Source organism: Mesorhizobium sp. M0227, from assembly GCF_040321855.1.
Taxonomy (GTDB): Bacteria; Pseudomonadota; Alphaproteobacteria; order Rhizobiales; family Rhizobiaceae; genus Mesorhizobium.
Map to the genome: position 1 here is coordinate 71,522 of NZ_JAMYSJ010000020.1, position 16,310 is coordinate 87,831.

The 16,310-nt window shown below is 64.4% G+C and carries 12 protein-coding genes and 1 pseudogene; all 13 read left to right on the forward strand.

Going from position 1 to position 16,310, the window contains the following annotated elements:
• Positions 1-1,207: 1,207 nt before the first annotated feature.
• The 13 genes and pseudogenes from NKJ00_RS23420 (at position 1,208) to nifD (ending at position 16,217) form a co-directional block, all read left to right on the forward strand.
• The gene (locus tag NKJ00_RS23420; RefSeq protein ID WP_352631430.1) at positions 1,208-2,410 is read left to right on the forward strand and encodes a cytochrome P450; all 1,203 of its coding nucleotides are present in this window, start codon (positions 1,208-1,210) and stop codon (positions 2,408-2,410) included.
• A 91-nt stretch (positions 2,411-2,501) separates the two neighbouring features.
• On the forward strand, positions 2,502-3,791 hold the full coding sequence (locus NKJ00_RS23425) for a cytochrome P450 (protein WP_352631432.1): 1,290 nt from the start codon (positions 2,502-2,504) through the stop codon (positions 3,789-3,791).
• Between the two features lies 1 nt (position 3,792).
• Positions 3,793-3,918 (forward strand): annotated as a pseudogene (locus NKJ00_RS23430) (ferredoxin); the annotation flags it as partial.
• A 168-nt stretch (positions 3,919-4,086) separates the two neighbouring features.
• Positions 4,087-4,929, forward strand: a complete 843-nt coding sequence (locus NKJ00_RS23435) for an SDR family oxidoreductase (RefSeq protein ID WP_352631484.1) — start codon at positions 4,087-4,089, stop codon at positions 4,927-4,929.
• Positions 4,929-6,272, forward strand: coding sequence for a cytochrome P450 (locus NKJ00_RS23440; RefSeq protein ID WP_352631434.1), 1,344 nt, complete (start codon positions 4,929-4,931; stop codon positions 6,270-6,272). The genes NKJ00_RS23435 and NKJ00_RS23440 overlap by 1 nt, the downstream gene beginning before the upstream one ends.
• A 147-nt stretch (positions 6,273-6,419) precedes the next feature.
• A complete protein-coding gene (locus NKJ00_RS23445) occupies positions 6,420-7,409 on the forward strand; it encodes a polyprenyl synthetase family protein (protein ID WP_352631436.1) in 990 nt (329 codons plus the stop codon).
• Between the two features lie 174 nt (positions 7,410-7,583).
• Positions 7,584-9,101: a hypothetical protein gene (locus tag NKJ00_RS23450; protein ID WP_502906410.1), complete on the forward strand. Its 1,518-nt coding sequence runs from the start codon at positions 7,584-7,586 to the stop codon at positions 9,099-9,101.
• Positions 9,098-10,000, forward strand: a complete 903-nt coding sequence (locus tag NKJ00_RS23455) for a terpene synthase family protein (RefSeq protein ID WP_352631440.1) — start codon at positions 9,098-9,100, stop codon at positions 9,998-10,000. The genes NKJ00_RS23450 and NKJ00_RS23455 overlap by 4 nt, the downstream gene beginning before the upstream one ends.
• A 28-nt stretch (positions 10,001-10,028) precedes the next feature.
• Complete coding sequence (fni, locus tag NKJ00_RS23460; RefSeq protein ID WP_502906411.1) at positions 10,029-11,132, forward strand: type 2 isopentenyl-diphosphate Delta-isomerase; 1,104 nt, start codon at positions 10,029-10,031, stop codon at positions 11,130-11,132.
• A gap of 559 nt (positions 11,133-11,691) precedes the next feature.
• Positions 11,692-12,018 (forward strand): helix-turn-helix domain-containing protein, encoded by a 327-nt coding sequence (locus NKJ00_RS23465; RefSeq protein ID WP_352631442.1) that lies wholly within the window; start codon positions 11,692-11,694, stop codon positions 12,016-12,018.
• Positions 11,993-13,249: a type II toxin-antitoxin system HipA family toxin gene (locus NKJ00_RS23470; protein WP_352631444.1), complete on the forward strand. Its 1,257-nt coding sequence runs from the start codon at positions 11,993-11,995 to the stop codon at positions 13,247-13,249. The genes NKJ00_RS23465 and NKJ00_RS23470 overlap by 26 nt, the downstream gene beginning before the upstream one ends.
• A 473-nt stretch (positions 13,250-13,722) precedes the next feature.
• The gene (nifH, locus tag NKJ00_RS23475; RefSeq protein ID WP_023706403.1) at positions 13,723-14,616 is read left to right on the forward strand and encodes a nitrogenase iron protein; all 894 of its coding nucleotides are present in this window, start codon (positions 13,723-13,725) and stop codon (positions 14,614-14,616) included.
• Positions 14,617-14,714: 98 nt separating this feature from the next.
• Complete coding sequence (gene nifD, locus NKJ00_RS23480; RefSeq protein WP_352631446.1) at positions 14,715-16,217, forward strand: nitrogenase molybdenum-iron protein alpha chain; 1,503 nt, start codon at positions 14,715-14,717, stop codon at positions 16,215-16,217.
• Positions 16,218-16,310 lie beyond the last annotated feature (93 nt).

Genomic DNA, 16,310 nt, shown 5'->3' on the forward strand with positions numbered 1-16,310 from the left:
CCCATGCTGAACAGAACCGGTAAACGGCATTTGCGCGAGCGGCCCGTGTTGGCGTGCCGGCATCGGACCAGCCATGCGCAAAGCGGCCACCGAGAACGGCCTTCCGGAGGAGACGATGTCCCGATGTTCAGCGGGAACGGGCACCGTCTCCTCAGGCCACTGTCTAGAGCTTCGCGCGTCGGGCATGGTGCAAGTCGCTTTCATCGTAATTTGATGGTGCTCTAACCAGGAGCAGCAAGCGGCGTGCCATTTCAAATAGAGGTGCTGTTGGACCGCCCCCTTCTTCTCGGAGGCGGTGTCTTAGAAGACCGGGAGCGCGCTATGCCGCCTCGTCACATAGGCAACAACGATGCTGTATGGTGCGGAATTCGGCGCTTCAGCCCCGGCTGGGCAAAGAAGAACCGGAAGCCGAGCCGATGCACCACCTGAGGCTGGCGGGCACTCCAGTCGTAGCGTGTGCCGCTAGCGTTCATGGGTGCGCAGCACGGCTATCGCGAACACGCGCCTCTCGCAGCAACATGAGCGCGCGCTCTTGGGCAAGCGCCTTGGCGCCGTGAGGATCGAATTCCCCAATCGTGTCTGTTTGCCGCCCTCTTATGTCCGAAACTGGACCAGAATGTCGCAGGCCCGACCTAAAGGTCGCCCGAGGCGTTCTGTCCGACACTGTTCCGTCGCCTTTGTTGGCCCGCGACACCGGCTTATTTCGCCTAGCTCTTCTCTGGCCTCAGGCTAAGCCGCTGAGAAGCTGCCACAATTTTTTTCTGCTGCGGCCAAATTGGCACGAGATTTGAAGCACCTTCGTTGCGGGCCGGGAGCCGCCGACCGACTTTCATTTCGTGGATGACACGAATGGAGCGAAGAAAGAAAAGCAAAATGTCAAATCCGCGTCGGATAGCGTCTAACAGCAGGGGGCCTTCGGCGAAACCGCCCTACCAAACAGCGCGTTGGCCTTGTCGACCCTTCCGCAGGAAATCTTGGCTGGCGGCGAGTCAAAGGCCCACCACACCGACTTTATCCTGACCTGGAAGGTGCAGGATAATGTTCTGCATCTCGCCGCGCGATGTGCCTAGACAGTTACGCGTTAGCCGATCTTGATAATCGGTCTGCCTCCGGACGACGTCGTCTACATGCCGTCTTAGGTCTTCTCTACCGCAGCGCCCGCCGGTCACCTTCCGCCCTTCCATCGCTATAGAGTGAAGTGCCACCCATGTCCGAACAACCTTTGCCGACGCTACCGATGTGGCGCGTCGATCACATTGAGCCCTCGCCTGAGATGTTGGCGCTACGGGCCAACGGTCCGATCCACCGCGTGCGCTTCCCGTCCGGGCACGAAGGCTGGTGGGTGACAGGCTATGACGAGGCCAAGGCGGTGTTGTCCGACGCGGCGTTCCGGCCTGCAGGAATGCCACCGGCGGCATTCACGCCGGATTCGGTGATTCTCGGTTCGCCAGGATGGCTGGTCTCGCACGAGGGGGGCGAGCATACGCGGTTACGCACGATCGTGGCGCCGGCCTTCAGCAACGGCAGGGTGAAGCTGCTGGCGGAGCAGGTCGAGGCGATCGCCGCGCAGTTGTTCGAGACGCTGGCGGCCCAGCCCCAGCCCGCCGATCTGCGGCGCCACCTCTCCTTTCCGCTTCCCGCCATGGTCATTGGCGCGCTGATGGGCGTGCTCTACGAGGACCACGCCTTTTTCGCCGGGCTGTCCGACGAAGTGATGACGCACCAGCATGAAAGCGGCCCGCGAAGCGCGTCGCGCTTGGCCTGGGAAGAACTCCGCGCCTACATTCGCGGCAAGATGCGGGACAAGCGCCAGGATCCGGGCGACAACGTGCTGACGGATCTGCTCGCGGCGGTCGACCAGGGCAAGGCGACCGAGGAAGAGGCGATCGGCCTGGCGGCGGGCATGCTGGTGGCGGGGCACGAGAGCACCGTCGCGCAGATCGAATTCGGCCTGCTGGCCATGTTCCGCCATCCGCAACAGCGCGAACGCCTGATCGGCGATCCATCCCTGGTGGACAAGGCGGTAGAGGAAATCCTGCGCATGTACCCGCCGGGCGCCGGCTGGGACGGCATCATGCGCTATCCGAGGACCGACGTGACCATCGCGGGCGTGCATGTTCCCGCGGAGAGCAAGGTGCTGGTCGGCCTGCCGGCGACGTCGTTCGATCCGCGCCATTTCGACGACCCGGAAATCTTCGACATAGGACGTGACGAAAACCCGCACCTGGCGTTCTCCTACGGGCCGCACAGCTGCATCGGCTTGGCGCTAGCCAGGCTGGAACTCAAAGCGGTGTTCGGTTCGATCTTCCAGCGCTTTCCCGCGCTGCGCCTGGCGGTGGCGCCCGAAGAACTGGAGTTGCGCAAGGAGATCATCACTGGCGGGTTCGAGGAGTTCCCAGTGCTCTGGTGATGCGCGGACGCCACGAGGAATCGCGATGTCCTCGAATTGCCCGCGCGACTGCCGCGCGCCGATCAGATCAGCCAACCAACAGGTGACCAAGATGGACGTGCAAGAAACCACGGCAGCATGCCGGGACGCCTTCGCCGAACTGGCGTCGCCAGCGTGCATTCAGGACCCGTACCCATTCATGCGGTGGTTGCGCGAGCACGATCCGGTACATCGCACGGCGTCGGGCCTCTTTCTGTTGAGCCGCCACGCCGACATCTACTGGGCGTTTAAAGCCACTGGCGATGCTTTTCGGGGGCCGGCACCAGGCGAACTGGCGCGCTATTTCCCGCGTGCGGCGACCAGCCTGTCGCTAAGTTTGTTGGCGTCTACTTTAGCGATGAAGGAACCTCCAACGCATACGCGTCTGCGCCGGCTGATCTCGCGCGATTTCACCATCGGCCAGATCGACAAGCTGAGGCCGGCCATCGCTCGCATTGTCGCAGCGCGCCTGGACGGCATGGCGCCCGCACTGGAGCGCGGGGAGGCAGTGGACCTGCATCAGGAATTCGCGCTGGCCTTGCCCATGCTGGTTTTCGGCGAACTGTTCGGCATGCCCCCGGACGACATTCTCGGGCTCGTCACCGGCATCAGCGCCATTCTGGAAGGCCTGAGCCCGCACGCCAGCGATACCCAGCTCGCCGCGGCGGACTCGGCCAGCGCCAGGGTGCAGGCCTACTTCGGCGACCTCGTACAGCGCAAGCGCTCCGATTCCAGCCACGACATCGTGTCAATGCTGGTCGGCGCACACGACGGCGATGCCGAGATGCTGTCGGATACGGAATTGATCAGCATGCTCTGGGGCATGTTGCTTGGCGGCTTCGCCACCACTGCCGCCGCCATCGGCCATGCTGTCCTGGCGATGCTGGCGTATCCCGGACAGCGGCACTGGCTGAAAGGTGATGCCATGGGAGTAAAGGCATTCGTCGAAGAAGCCCTGCGCTACGACGCGCCCGCCATGTTCAGCTCCATTCCGCGTATCGCCCAGCGCGACATCGAACTGGGCGGCGTGGTGATCCCGAAGAACGCGGACGTGCGCGTTCTGATCGCGGCCGGCAATCGCGACCCGGACGCCTTCGCCGATCCGGACCGCTTCGATCCCGTGCGGTTCTACGGCACTAGTCCTGGCATTTCGATCGACGGGAAGATCATGCTGGCCTTCGGCCACGGCATCCACTTCTGCCTTGGCGCGCAACTGGCCCGGGTGCAGTTGGCCGAGAGCCTGCCGCGGATCCAGGCGCGCTTCCCCACGCTGGCATTGGCCGAGCAGCCGACCCGGGAGCCCTCCGCATTCCTTAGGACGTTCCGCGCGCTGCCGGTGCGGCTGCATCGGCAGGAGGGTTAAGATGCGGGTCGTGGTCGATCAGGATCTGTGCGGAACTACCGGGCAGTGCGTGCTGACGCTGCCGGGCGCCTTTCGCCAGCGCGAACCGGACGGGGTGGCCGAAGTGTGCGTGGCGACGGTCCCGCAGGCGCTGCACGCCGCCGTGCGGCTTGCGGCCAACCAGTGCCCGGTCGCCGCCATTCGGGTCATCGAAAGCGACGCTAGCCATGACGAGAGCGCCAGTGCCGACCCTGCGCCTTCTCCGGCGCAGGCCGAGCGGCATGCTGCGAAAGACCAATGCAATTCAGGAGACACGATGGCAAGGTTTGAAGGCAAGGTGGCCGTGGTGACCGGCGCCGGCGCCGGCATCGGCAAGGCATGCGCTCTCGCCATCGCGCGCGGGGGCGGCAGAGTGGTGGTGGCCGACATTGATGGCTCGGCGGCCATCGCCTGCACCGCGCAGATCGCGGCCGAAGCAGGCCACGCGCTGCCCATAGCCATGGATATCGCTGATGAGCAGGCGGTGGCAGCGCTGTTCGAGACGGCGGAGCGGCACTTCGGGGGGGTCGACCTGCTGGTGAACAATGCGAGCGCCATGCATCTGACCCCGCGCGACCGCGCCATCCTCGACCTGGACCTGGCGGTATGGGATCAGACCATGGCGACCAATCTGCGCGGCACGCTGCTCTGCTGCCGGCAGGCCATCCCACGGATGATCGCCCGCGGCGGTGGCGCGATCGTCAACATGTCGTCGTGCCAGGGGCTCAGCGGTGACACGGCGCAGACGTCCTACGCCGCGTCGAAGGCGGCGATGAACATGCTGTCGGCCTCGCTCGCCACCCAGTACGGTCACTCTCAGATCCGCTGCAACGCGGTTGCGCCGGGTCTTATCATGACCGAGCGTCTCCTCGCCAAGCTGGACGAGTGCATGCAACGGCATCTGCGCCGGCACCAGCTCCTGCCGCGCGTCGGCCGTCCCGAGGACGTTGCCGCACTCGTGGCGTTCCTGCTCTCCGACGATGCTGCGTTCATCACCGGCCAGGTCGTGTGCATCGACGGCGGCATGCTGGCGCATGTGCCGACATACGCCGACGGTGGCAACAGCTGCGCCGCGCGCCCTGCCGGCGACACCGAATCGGCGACGGCGGCGCGCTGCTGATGGACATACTGCTCAACCCACTCAACCGTCGGCACCGGCTGCGATCCGACATCCCGGTCATGCCCGGCGCTTTCCCCCTGGTCGGGCATCTTCCCGCCATTGTCTGCGACCTGCCGCGCCTGCTGGAGCGCGCGCAACGGACGCTGGGCAGCCACTTCTGGCTGGATTTCGGCCCTGCCGGACATCTGATGACCTGTGTGGATCCGGACGCTTTCTCACTGCTCAAGCACAAGGACGTGTCCTCGGCGCTGATCGAAGAGATCGCGCCCGAATTGCTTGGCGGAACGTTGGTTGCCCTGGACGGCGGCGCGCACCGGCAGGCGCGCGATGCCATCAAGGCAGCGTTCTTGCCCAAGGGACTGACCCAGGCCGGGATCGGCGACCTGTTCGCGCCCGTCATCCAGGCGCGGGTGCAGGCGTGGCGCGCCCGCGGCGAGGTAACCATCCTGCGCGAAACCGGGGACCTGATGCTGAAGCTCATCTTCAGCCTCATGGGAATCCCCGCGCAGGATCTGCCGGGATGGCATCGCAAGTGCCGGCAATTGCTGCAATTGATCGTAGCCCCCCCGGTCGACCTGCCCGGACTGCCCTTGCGGCGCGGCCGTGCCGCCCGCGACTGGATCGACGCGCAGTTGCGCCGGTTCGTCCGCGATGCGCGCGCGCATGCCGCGCGCACCGGGTTGATCAACGACATGGTGAGCGCCTTCGACCGCAGCGACGGTCCGCTCTCCGATGACGTCCTGATCGCGAATATTCGCTTGCTGCTGCTTGCCGGTCACGACACCACTGCCTCGACGATGGCCTGGATTGTAATCGAGCTGGCGCGGCAGCCTGTGCTGTGGGACGCCCTGGTTGAGGAGGCGCAACGTGTGGGCGCGGTGCCGACCCGGCACGCGGACCTGGCGCAGTGTCCGGTCGCCGAGGCGCTGTTCCGCGAGACACTGCGCCTGCATCCGGCGACCACGCTCCTGCCGCGTCGCGCGCTGCAGGAATTGCAACTCGGCCAACGGCGCATTCCCGCAGGCACCCATCTATGCATCCCGCTGCTGCATTTCTCGACCTCGGCGCTGCTGCACGAGGCGCCTGATCAGTTCCGCCTGGCGCGGTGGCTGCAACGCACGGAGCCGATCCGGCCGGTTGACATGCTGCAGTTCGGTACCGGCCCACACGTCTGCATCGGCTACCACCTGGTATGGCTGGAAATGGTGCAGTTCTGCATCGCCTTGGCGCTGACCATGCACAAGGCCGGGGTGCGGCCGCAGTTGCTGGGCGACGTCGAAAAAGGCCGGCGCTATTACCCTACCGCACATCCGTCAATGAAAATTCGAATAGGCTTTTCATGAGCTGGCATCGCATGCCCTGTGTGGCAAGGCAGCGGCGCCGGCGGGGCGCGGCATTGCTGCACTCAGCGCACGCACTCGTGTGACGCCGGCAACACCGTGACGACTTGCGCTCGCCGTGGCCGTCTCAGCTACAAGGACATCAACAACATGCAGACCGGTTCCACTCCACGCGACCGAATTGGCGTTTCCGCATTCGGCGGATTGGGCGCGCAGGCGCGCGGCGCCTCTGGCGGGCTGCTCCCGGAGATCTGGATGCAGGACGGCGCAAAGCGGGTCGAACAGGCTCTGGGGCGTCTGCTCTGCGCCGAAGACGACGGTAAGACAGAGCTGATGGCGGCCATGCGCTACGCCACCTTGCATGGCGGGAAGCGCACCCGCGCCTTGCTCTGTCTGGCTGCCGGCGCACTGGCGGGCACGCCGGCGCACATGCTCGACGACGTCTGCGCCGCCATCGAGATGATGCACGCCTGTACCCTGGTCCACGACGACCTGCCCGCGATGGACGACGACGTGCTTCGCCGCGGCCTTCCGACCGTGCACGTAAAGTTTGGCGAAGCCACTGCGATCCTGGTCGGCGATGCGCTGCAGGCCCACGCCTTCCTCACCCTGGCGAGCCTGGATGCGCCGGGCGACAACCGTATCGCGCTCGTGCGCGAACTGGCGCAGGCGGTGTCCGCCGAGGGTGCCGCAGGCGGGCAGGCCATCGATCTGTCGTTGGTCGGAAAGCATGCCGGGCTGGACAGGATCCTGGCGATGCATGGGATGAAAACCGGAGCGCTAGTGCGCGCGTCGGTTCGCATGGGCGCGCTATACTCCATCGCGGAGGATGCCGCGCACGCTGCGCTGTATGCTGCGCTCGATCGCTACACCGCCTGTTTTGGCCTGGCTTTGCAGGTGGCCGACGACATTCTCGACGCGACGGCGGATACCGCGACTCTTGGCAAGACCCCCGGCAAGGACGCGGCGGCGCAGAAGCCGACCTGCGCGTCGATCATGGGGCTGCAGGCTGCGCGCCAGTTCGCCCTGTACTTGTTGCACGACGCCGGGGAGGCCATCGCCCCTCTGGGGCCGCGTGCGGAAGGGTTGGCGCAGATGCTGCAGCGGGCCAACCTCTATCTGTCCGCGCCATACGCATGAGCGTGCGCATCCGTAAGGACTCGCCCCTGTGCTGCTGCGATCGGCCGGCGGGCGCTGCATGCTGCACTGTGTCCGTGTCGGGCGACGTGCGCGGCGTCTGCCCGTTTCTGTTCTCGCTAGCCTTCTGCAGAAGGAACATCCCGCGTGAACTTGTCCGAACAGATCCTTTCCGAAATGCGCCACCTGCTGAGCGATATGAGCGACGGCGGCAGTGTCGGTCCGTCCGTCTACGACACGGCGCGAGCTCTGCAGTTCCACGGCAACCTCACCGGTCGGCAGGACGCATACGCGTGGCTCATCGCGCAGCAACAGGCCGATGGCGGATGGGGAAGTGCGGACTTCCCGCTGTTTCGCCATGCGCCTACCTGGGCGGCGTTGCTGGTATTGCAGCGTGCCGATCCTCTTCCTGGCGCTGCCGACGCAGTCCACGCTGCAACCCGGTTCCTCGAGCGCCAGCCCGATCCCTACGCGCATGCGGTGCCGGAAGACGCGCCCATCGGCGCGGAGCTGATCCTGCCGCAGTTGTGCGACGAGGCCGCATCCTTGCTGGGCGGCTTGGCGTTTTCGCGCCACCCGGCGCTGTTGCCGTTGCGGCAAGCACGCCTGGCCAAGCTGGGGGCAGTTGCGACGTTGCCGAGCGGCCATCCATTGCTGCACTCCTGGGAAGCCTGGGGGACGTCGCCGGCCACCGCATGCCCGGACGACGACGGCAGCATTGGCATCAGTCCAGCGGCCACCGCCGCGTGGCGTGCGCACGCCGTGACACAGGGAAGAACGCCGCACGTCGGGCGCACCGACGGGTATCTGCAGGCTGCATCGCGGGCAACGCGCACCGGCATTGAAGGTGTCGTTCCCAACGTCTGGCCGATCAATGTGTTCGAGCCATGCTGGTCGCTGTACACCCTGCATCTGGCCGGTCTGTTCGCGCATCCCGCGCTCGCCGAGGCGGTGCAAGTGATCATCGCGCAACTCGACGCCCGCCTCGGAGTCCGCGGTCTGGGCCCTGCCTTGCACTTCGCGGCCGATGCGGACGACACCGCCGTTGCGTTGTGCGTCCTTCGCCTTGCAGGCCGCGACCCGGCGGCCGACGCGTTGCGCCAGTTCGAAACCGGCGAGCTGTTCGTCACCTTCCCGGGCGAGCGCAATGCCTCGGTGTCGACCAACATCCATGCCCTGAATGCGTTGCGAATCTTGGGAAAACCCGCGGCCGGCACCAGCGCCTACGTCCAGGCCAATCGCAACGCCCACGGTGTATGGGACAACGAAAAATGGCACGTTTCGTGGCTGTATCCAACCGCGCATGCGGTCGCTGCGCTCGCGCAAGGCAACCCCCATTGGCGCGACGAGCGCGCGCTGACCGGGCTGCTGCGGGCGCAGCGCGACGACGGCGGCTGGGGCGCCGGTCGCGCGTCTACATTCGAGGAAACCGCCTATGCGCTGTTCGCGTTGCACGTGATGGACGGGAGCGAAGAGCCGGCAGGGCGCCGGAGCATTGCGCAGGCAGTGGCGCGCGCGCTCAAGTGGATGCTCGCCCGCCACGCAGCGCACGCACTGCCCCAGATACCGCTGTGGATCGGCAAGGAACTGTATTGCCCCACCCGGGTGGTGCGCGTGGCCGAACTCGCCGGGTTGTGGCTGGCGCTTCGTTGGGGGCGGCGCGTCTCGGCCGAGGGAGCAGGAGGGGGGCCATGATCCCGACCGATCGCGCCCTGCAGCACGTGCTGGAGTGGGGGCGTTCCCTGACCGGGTTCGCCGACGAGCATGGCGTGGAAGCAGTCCGGGGCGGCCAGTACATCCTGCAGCGCATCCACCCGAGCCTGCGCGACACCAGCGCCCGCACCGGCCGCGATCCGCTGGACGAAACGCTGATCGTGGCGTTCTATCGCGAACTGGCGCTGCTCTTCTGGCTCGACGATTGCAACGACCTTGGCCTGATCGCGCCGGAGCAGCTCGCCGCGGTCGAGCAGGCGCTGGGGCAGGGTGTGCCGTGCGCGCTTCCCGGATTCGAGGGCTGCGCTGTGCTGCGCGCTTCGCTCGCCGCGCTCGCCTACGATCGTCGCGACTATGCCCAGCTTCTCGAGGATACCCAGTGCTACTGCGCGGCGCTGCGCGCCGGACACGCGCAGGCGGCAGGGGAGGAGCGCTGGTCCTACGCCGAGTACTTGCAGAACGGCGTGGATTCGATCGCCTACACGAACGTGTTCTGTTGCCTGTCCTTGCTGTGGGGGCTGGACATGGCGACCTTGCGCGCGCATCCGGCGTTTCGCCAGGCCCTGCGGCTCATATCCGCAATAGGGCGCTTGCAGAACGATCTGCATGGACGCGAAAAGGATAGATCGGCCGGCGAGGCCGACAACGCGGCGATCCTGCTGCTGCAGCGCTATCCCGCCATGCCTGTGGTGGAGTTCCTCAAGGACGAGTTGGCCGGCCACACACGCATGCTGCACCGGGTGATGGCGGAAGAACGTTTTCCCGCGCCGTGGGGACCGTTGATCGAGGCCATGGCGGCAGTCCGCGCGCAGTACTACGAGACCTCGACCAGCCGCTACCGCAGCGACGCTGCGGGCGCAGGCCAGCGTGCGCCGGCCTGAACGCGGGGGAAACGGCGGCGTGAGCGCGCTGCCGTCGGTCCGGCCCGACGCAACGCCGTCGCCCGATGCGGCGGAAGGAGCGAGCATCAGCGACACCAACCTGAGCCGGCGCAAGGACGACCACCTGGACATCGTGCTGGATCGGCGAACGGCACGGGCCAAGGCCGCTGGCTGGGAGTACATTCGTTTCGAACACTGCGCATTGCCCGAGTTGGACCTGACGCGGATCGACCTCAGCGCCTCGCTGCTGGGCAAGACCATGCGCGCGCCTCTGCTGATCAGCTCCATGACCGGCGGCATGCCACGCGCCGAGGCCATTAACCGCCATCTGAGCGAGGCAGCGCAAGCCTTGGGGATCGCCATGTGCGTCGGTTCGCAGCGCGTAAGCCTGCAATCCCGCAACTCCCAGGGGCTGACGCGCGCGCTGCGCCGCCTGGCCCCAGACGTTCCCTTGCTGGCCAATATCGGCGCTGCGCAACTGCGCGAGGCCGACGGCCTGGACCTCGCGCGCGGGGCGGTGGATGCACTGGAGGCCGATGGACTCATCGTCCATCTCAATCCGCTGCAGGAAGCAGTACAGCCGGAGGGCGACCGCGACTGGCGCGGCGTCCTGGCGCAGATCGCTCGCGCCGCGCGCAGCGTCGGCGTGCCGATCGTGGCCAAGGAAGTGGGGTCGGGCCTGTCCGCCTCGGTGGCCTGTGCGCTCGTCGAGGCGGGCGTGGCGGTGATCGATGTCGCCGGCGCCGGCGGCACCAACTGGGCCGCGGTGGAGGGCGAGCGCGCCCCCGATGCCGCCGACCGCGCAGTGGCAATGGCATTCGCGGATTGGGGGATTGCGACCCCGGCCAGCGTGCAGGCGGTACGTCGGGCGCTGCCAGCGGTGAAGCTGATCGCGTCGGGCGGGATCAGCGACGGCGTCGACGCGGCCAAGGCTATCCGCCTGGGCGCGGACATCGCCGGGCAGGCAGCCGGCGTGCTGCGCGCGGCTACGGTATCCACCGAGGCGGTTGTCGCGCATTTCGAGATCGTCATCCGCCAGTTGGCCGTCGCCTGCTTCTGCACCGGCTCGGCTGATCTGGCGGCGTTGCGTCAGGCCCGCTTGTTGCCCTCGGCGCATCTGCCCGCCGGTTGATTGCCGCCGTCGCGCGCCCGTGGCGGCGGGAGCCTAGTCTTCAGATAGTCTCGGAAGCGGGGGATTCGCGCTGTGTTCGGGTGCTGCTTCGTGATCGGGGAGGCAACCCGCCATGCCCCGAACGGACAGCCGAGAGTAAAGCGGTTTGACGGCTAAGTCGATGCTTGATCAGGGTGACCGGTCACGCAGAGCGAGAAGCCCCTAAAAGGGTCGGAACACCAGGTGCGGCGGGAGACCGGCAGGAGCAGATGGTACAAAGCCATTGCGATCAAGGAGTGGCGATCACATTGACCCCCAGTCAGCGCGGCCGGCCGTATGAACGAGAAGAGACGAGCGATTTCAGCCGCCGGACCCCCTTGATTTAACATTCCGGTGATTTCGGAGCGCTGATCGGGCGTCAGCTTCGGACGGCGTCCACCGTCGGGGGCGCCAAAAGGCAGGATGATTGATCTTTTTACGTATCATTTGTCCGATGCATGATACGCGAACAGATCCGAACAGGCTAGATAAGATACTCTGCCATATCATCTAGCATTGGAATGGATCGTTTACATATCATATGGATTCTCAATCGGAAATTCTACGGGAAATCGGTGGGCTTTTCAGGCAGGCGAGGCTGGCCGCTGCGATGACGCAGGAGCAGGTCGCTGATTTGGCGGGTATATCCCGTCCCCGATATCGCGACATCGAAACGGGAGCCGCAGCCGCGCGTGCAACAACGCTCATGAATATCGCTCGCGCGCTCGGCCTGGAAATGATGCTGGTTCCGCAAGTCATGGTGCCAGCTGTCCAGGCTCTATTGCGTCCGCATGATGATGACGATCGACCCGCCTTTGTTTCTCAACCTGACGATGACGATCATGGCCCCAGTATTTCGCGCACCTAAGACGATCCCGTCGCTGGACGTGCTCTTGAACGCAGTGAAGATCGGCACAATCGTCAGGACGCCGGGCGATTTCAATGCATTCAACTTCGATGAGGCCTACCGCGCGACGGGCGGCTTTCCGGTTCTCAGCCTGTCGTTTCGGGCAGCGACGGGAGGATTGCGGAAAGATCCGAAGCCTGTGGCAAGCGCCTTGCCCGCTTTTTTCGCGAACCTCCTGCCGGAGGAGAAATTGCGCGAGGCGATGGAAAGGCACCACGAAGGCAATGTGCGGCCAGGCAATGATTTCGACCTTGTAGCGGCGCTGGGCGCCGATCTGCCGGGAGCCGTACGGGCGTTGCCCAGTGACGGCGCGGTAACGGTTTCGCAGGATGCTTCAAAGGATCAGCCCAAGGCACGGTTCTCGCTTGCCGGCGTGCAGATGAAGCTGTCGGTCATGAAGAACATTGGAAAAGGCGGCGGCCTTACCTTGCCGATGGACGACGAGCAGGGCCGGTACATTGCCAAGTTCCCTTCGACCGCGTTTCCGGGCGTTTCCGAGAACGAATTCGCCAACCTGGCGCTGGCAGCAGCAATCGGCATGGACGTTCCTGAATGCGAACTGGTCGAGAAGTCCGATTTTGAGGGCGTTCCCGAAGAATTCAACACGCTGTCTGACGGCAAGGTCCTTCTCGTCAAACGCTTCGATCGCGGCGCCGGTGGCGAGAGGATACACATCGAGGATTTCGCTCAGGTCTTCGGTGTCTACCCCTCGCGCAAATATGAGGGGGCTGCTTATCACGACATAGCCTTGGCTCTTGGCGTTGCCGTCTCGCCTACGGCGGCTCTCGAGTTCGTCCGCCGCCTGGCACTGACCGTCATCACCGGCAATGGCGACATGCACCTGAAGAACTGGTCTTTGATCTATCCCGGTAAGGGCGACAAGCCGGCGCTTGCACCAATCTACGAGCTCCTGTCCACCGTGCCATATATTCCCGCCGACGCCATGGCGCTGTCGCTTGGAGGAGAGCGCTCGTTTAAGGCGCTAGCAGCACCGCGATGGAAAGCATTTGCGAACCGTGCACGGCTCCCGGAGGCAGCAGTCCTGAAGGCAGTGGTCGAGACGGTCAAACTCGTCAACGAACACTGGTGGCATCTGCCTGAGCGTGATGTCGTCGCAGCGAAAGTGCTCGAGCGGATCGACGAACATGTGAAGGCGATGACGCCGATACTGAACTCCTGTGCCGACAAGTGAGCCGAGACCCCTCGAGTTGCTGATCTAACGGACTATCCGCCCTGGCACCGGATGAGTGGCCGCGGACGATGGTATGCCAGCGTCGCGCGCAGGATTCTACGCAGTCTCGACGAGGACACGCGAGACGAAGCACGTCAGCTCGCGGGCACAGAAAGTTTAGCAGCTTCCCGCAAGTAGGTTGAGATGCTGTTCGTCCACTTCAACATAACGATGCGGTTCAAAATGCGGTGACTGAGGATCGCGATCCGACGCTTTGTGTCGCCAATGTCGCGTCCGCTACACGGGCTGTTCCGACGATCCTTTCTTGGAACTCAAGCTAAACCACTGAAAAGAAACCTTGAAATTATTCTTCGGTTGGATCAGCCAAATTGGCATGAGTCTTGAGATCCTTAGGTGCGAGGCGGCTAGAGCTGCCCGACCGGCATTCAAGTCGCGGCAGCCGCGATGAATGGGAACGAAGGAAGGAAAGCTACATGTCAGGTTTGCGTCAGATCGCCTTTTACGGCAAGGGCGGCATCGGCAAGTCCACCACCTCCCAAAATACGCTCGCCGCCCTGGTCGACCTCGGGCAGAGAATCCTGATAGTCGGCTGCGACCCCAAAGCCGACTCCACCCGCCTGATCCTGAACGCGAAGGCGCAGGATACGGTCCTGCATCTCGCGGCAGAGGAAGGTTCGGTGGAAGACCTGGAACTCGCGGACGTGCTCAAGGTCGGCTACAAAGGCATCAAATGCGTGGAGTCCGGCGGCCCTGAGCCAGGTGTCGGCTGCGCCGGCCGCGGCGTGATCACCTCGATCAACTTCCTCGAGGAGAACGGCGCCTACGACGATGTCGACTATGTCTCCTACGACGTGCTCGGGGATGTGGTGTGTGGCGGTTTCGCGATGCCGATCCGCGAAAACAAGGCCCAGGAAATCTATATCGTCATGTCCGGCGAGATGATGGCGCTCTATGCCGCCAACAACATCGCCAAGGGCATCCTGAAATACGCCCATTCGGGCGGCGTGCGGCTCGGTGGCCTGATCTGCAACGAGCGCCAAACCGATCGCGAGCTCGACCTCGCCGAAGCGCTGGCTTCCAGGCTCAATTCCAAGCTTATCCACTTCGTGCCGCGCGACAACATCGTCCAGCACGCCGAGCTCAGGAAGATGTCTGTGATTCAGTATGCGCCGGACTCGAAGCAGGCCGGGGAATACAGGGCGCTGGCCGAGAAGATCCATGGGAATTCGGGCCAGGGCACCATCCCGACCCCGATCACCATGGAGGAGCTCGAGGACATGCTGCTCGACTTCGGCATCATGAAGACCGACGAGCAGATGCTTGCCGAGCTTCAGGTCAAGGAAGCGGCCAAGGCGGCCGCACAGTAGCGACCGCTGCCGACATGAGGCGCGCCCTGACCTGGTGCGCCTTTCAAAGAACGGCGCCTCGTCGGTGAGGCGTCACCCTGAACCTTGAAAGGGGTCCCATGAGCCTGGAATACGAGAATGACGGTGCCCTCCATGCGAAGCTTATCGAGGAGGTGCTGTCGCAATATCCTGACAAGTCGGCGAAGCGCCGCAGAAAGCACCTCAGCGTTGCAAAGAGCGGCGACGAGGCTGGCGAGGAAAGCGAGGTCCTTTCCGAATGCGATGTCAAATCGAACATCAAGTCCATCCCCGGCGTGATGACGATTCGCGGCTGCGCCTATGCCGGCTCGAAAGGCGTGGTGTGGGGTCCAGTCAAGGATATGGTCCATATCTCGCACGGGCCGGTCGGCTGCGGGCAATATTCCTGGTCTCAACGCCGCAACTACTACGTCGGCACGACCGGCATCGACACGTTCGTCACCATGCAGTTCACCTCCGATTTCCAGGAGAAGGACATTGTTTTCGGCGGCGACAAGAAGCTCGAACGGATCATCGACGAGATCGAGGAACTGTTTCCGCTGAACAAGGGCATGACTGTGCAATCCGAATGCCCGATCGGCCTGATTGGCGACGACACCGAAGCTGTGTCCCGCAACAAGGCCAAGGAGCACGAAAAGACAATCGTGCCGGTGCGCTGCGAGGGCTTCCGCGGCGTCTCGCAATCCCTCGGCCACCACATCGCCAACGACGCGATCCGCGACTGGGTGTTCGAGAAGAAGGAAGTGGAGTTCGAGTCCGGCCCGTACGATGTCAATGTGGTCGGCGACTACAATATCGGCGGCGACGCTTGGGCTTCGCGCATCCTGCTTGAGGAGATGGGCCTGCGCGTGGTCGGCAACTGGTCGGGCGACGCTACGCTGGCCGAAATAGAGCGGGCGCCAAAGGCGAAGCTCAATCTCATCCATTGCTACAGGTCGATGAACTACATCTGCCGGCACATGGAGGAAAAGTATGGCATCGCCTGGATGGAGTACAATTTCTTCGGCCCCTCCCAGACCGAAGCCTCTCTGCGCAAGATAGCCAAGCACTTCGGGCCGGAAATCGAGGCCAAGGCCGAGGTGGTCATCGCCAAATACCGGCCGTTGGTCGATGCCGTAATCGCCAAGTACCGGCCGCGCCTCGAAGGCAGGACGGTGATGCTCTATGTCGGCGGGCTGCGCCCCCGTCACGTCGTCACGGCATATGAGGACCTGGGCATGGTGATCGTCGGCACTGGCTACGAATTTGGCCATAACGACGACTATCAGCGCACCGGCCATTACGTGAAGAAGGGCACCCTGATCTATGACGACGTGACTGGTTACGAGCTGGAGAAGTTCATCGAAGGGATCCGTCCTGATCTCGTGGGCTCCGGCATCAAAGAAAAGTACCCGGTCCAGAAGATGGGCATACCGTTCCGTCAAATGCATTCCTGGGATTATTCCGGCCCGTATCACGGCTACGACGGCTTCGCCATCTTCGCCCGCGATATGGATCTGGCCATCAACAACCCGGTCTGGAACCTCTACGACGCCCCCTGGAAGAAAAAAGCCGAGCCGTCGGCGGCGATCGCAGCCGAATGAAAACCTGGCCTCCCGGAAGCCGGGAGGCCGTGAACGCCTGTGGCCTTTGTCCGCGGGAGACCTGAAAACGTTTCGACGTCCCTGTGCCGCCGT

Coding starts and splice junctions, on each gene's coding strand:
- NKJ00_RS23420 (WP_352631430.1), top strand. CDS start 1,208: ATGTCCGAACAACCTTTGCCGACGCTACCGATGTGGCGCGTCGATCAC.
- NKJ00_RS23425 (WP_352631432.1), top strand. CDS start 2,502: ATGGACGTGCAAGAAACCACGGCAGCATGCCGGGACGCCTTCGCCGAA.
- NKJ00_RS23435 (WP_352631484.1), top strand. CDS start 4,087: ATGGCAAGGTTTGAAGGCAAGGTGGCCGTGGTGACCGGCGCCGGCGCC.
- NKJ00_RS23440 (WP_352631434.1), top strand. CDS start 4,929: ATGGACATACTGCTCAACCCACTCAACCGTCGGCACCGGCTGCGATCC.
- NKJ00_RS23445 (WP_352631436.1), top strand. CDS start 6,420: ATGCAGACCGGTTCCACTCCACGCGACCGAATTGGCGTTTCCGCATTC.
- NKJ00_RS23450 (WP_502906410.1), top strand. CDS start 7,584: ATGCGCCACCTGCTGAGCGATATGAGCGACGGCGGCAGTGTCGGTCCG.
- NKJ00_RS23455 (WP_352631440.1), top strand. CDS start 9,098: ATGATCCCGACCGATCGCGCCCTGCAGCACGTGCTGGAGTGGGGGCGT.
- NKJ00_RS23465 (WP_352631442.1), top strand. CDS start 11,692: ATGGATTCTCAATCGGAAATTCTACGGGAAATCGGTGGGCTTTTCAGG.
- NKJ00_RS23470 (WP_352631444.1), top strand. CDS start 11,993: ATGGCCCCAGTATTTCGCGCACCTAAGACGATCCCGTCGCTGGACGTG.
- nifH (WP_023706403.1), top strand. CDS start 13,723: ATGTCAGGTTTGCGTCAGATCGCCTTTTACGGCAAGGGCGGCATCGGC.
- nifD (WP_352631446.1), top strand. CDS start 14,715: ATGAGCCTGGAATACGAGAATGACGGTGCCCTCCATGCGAAGCTTATC.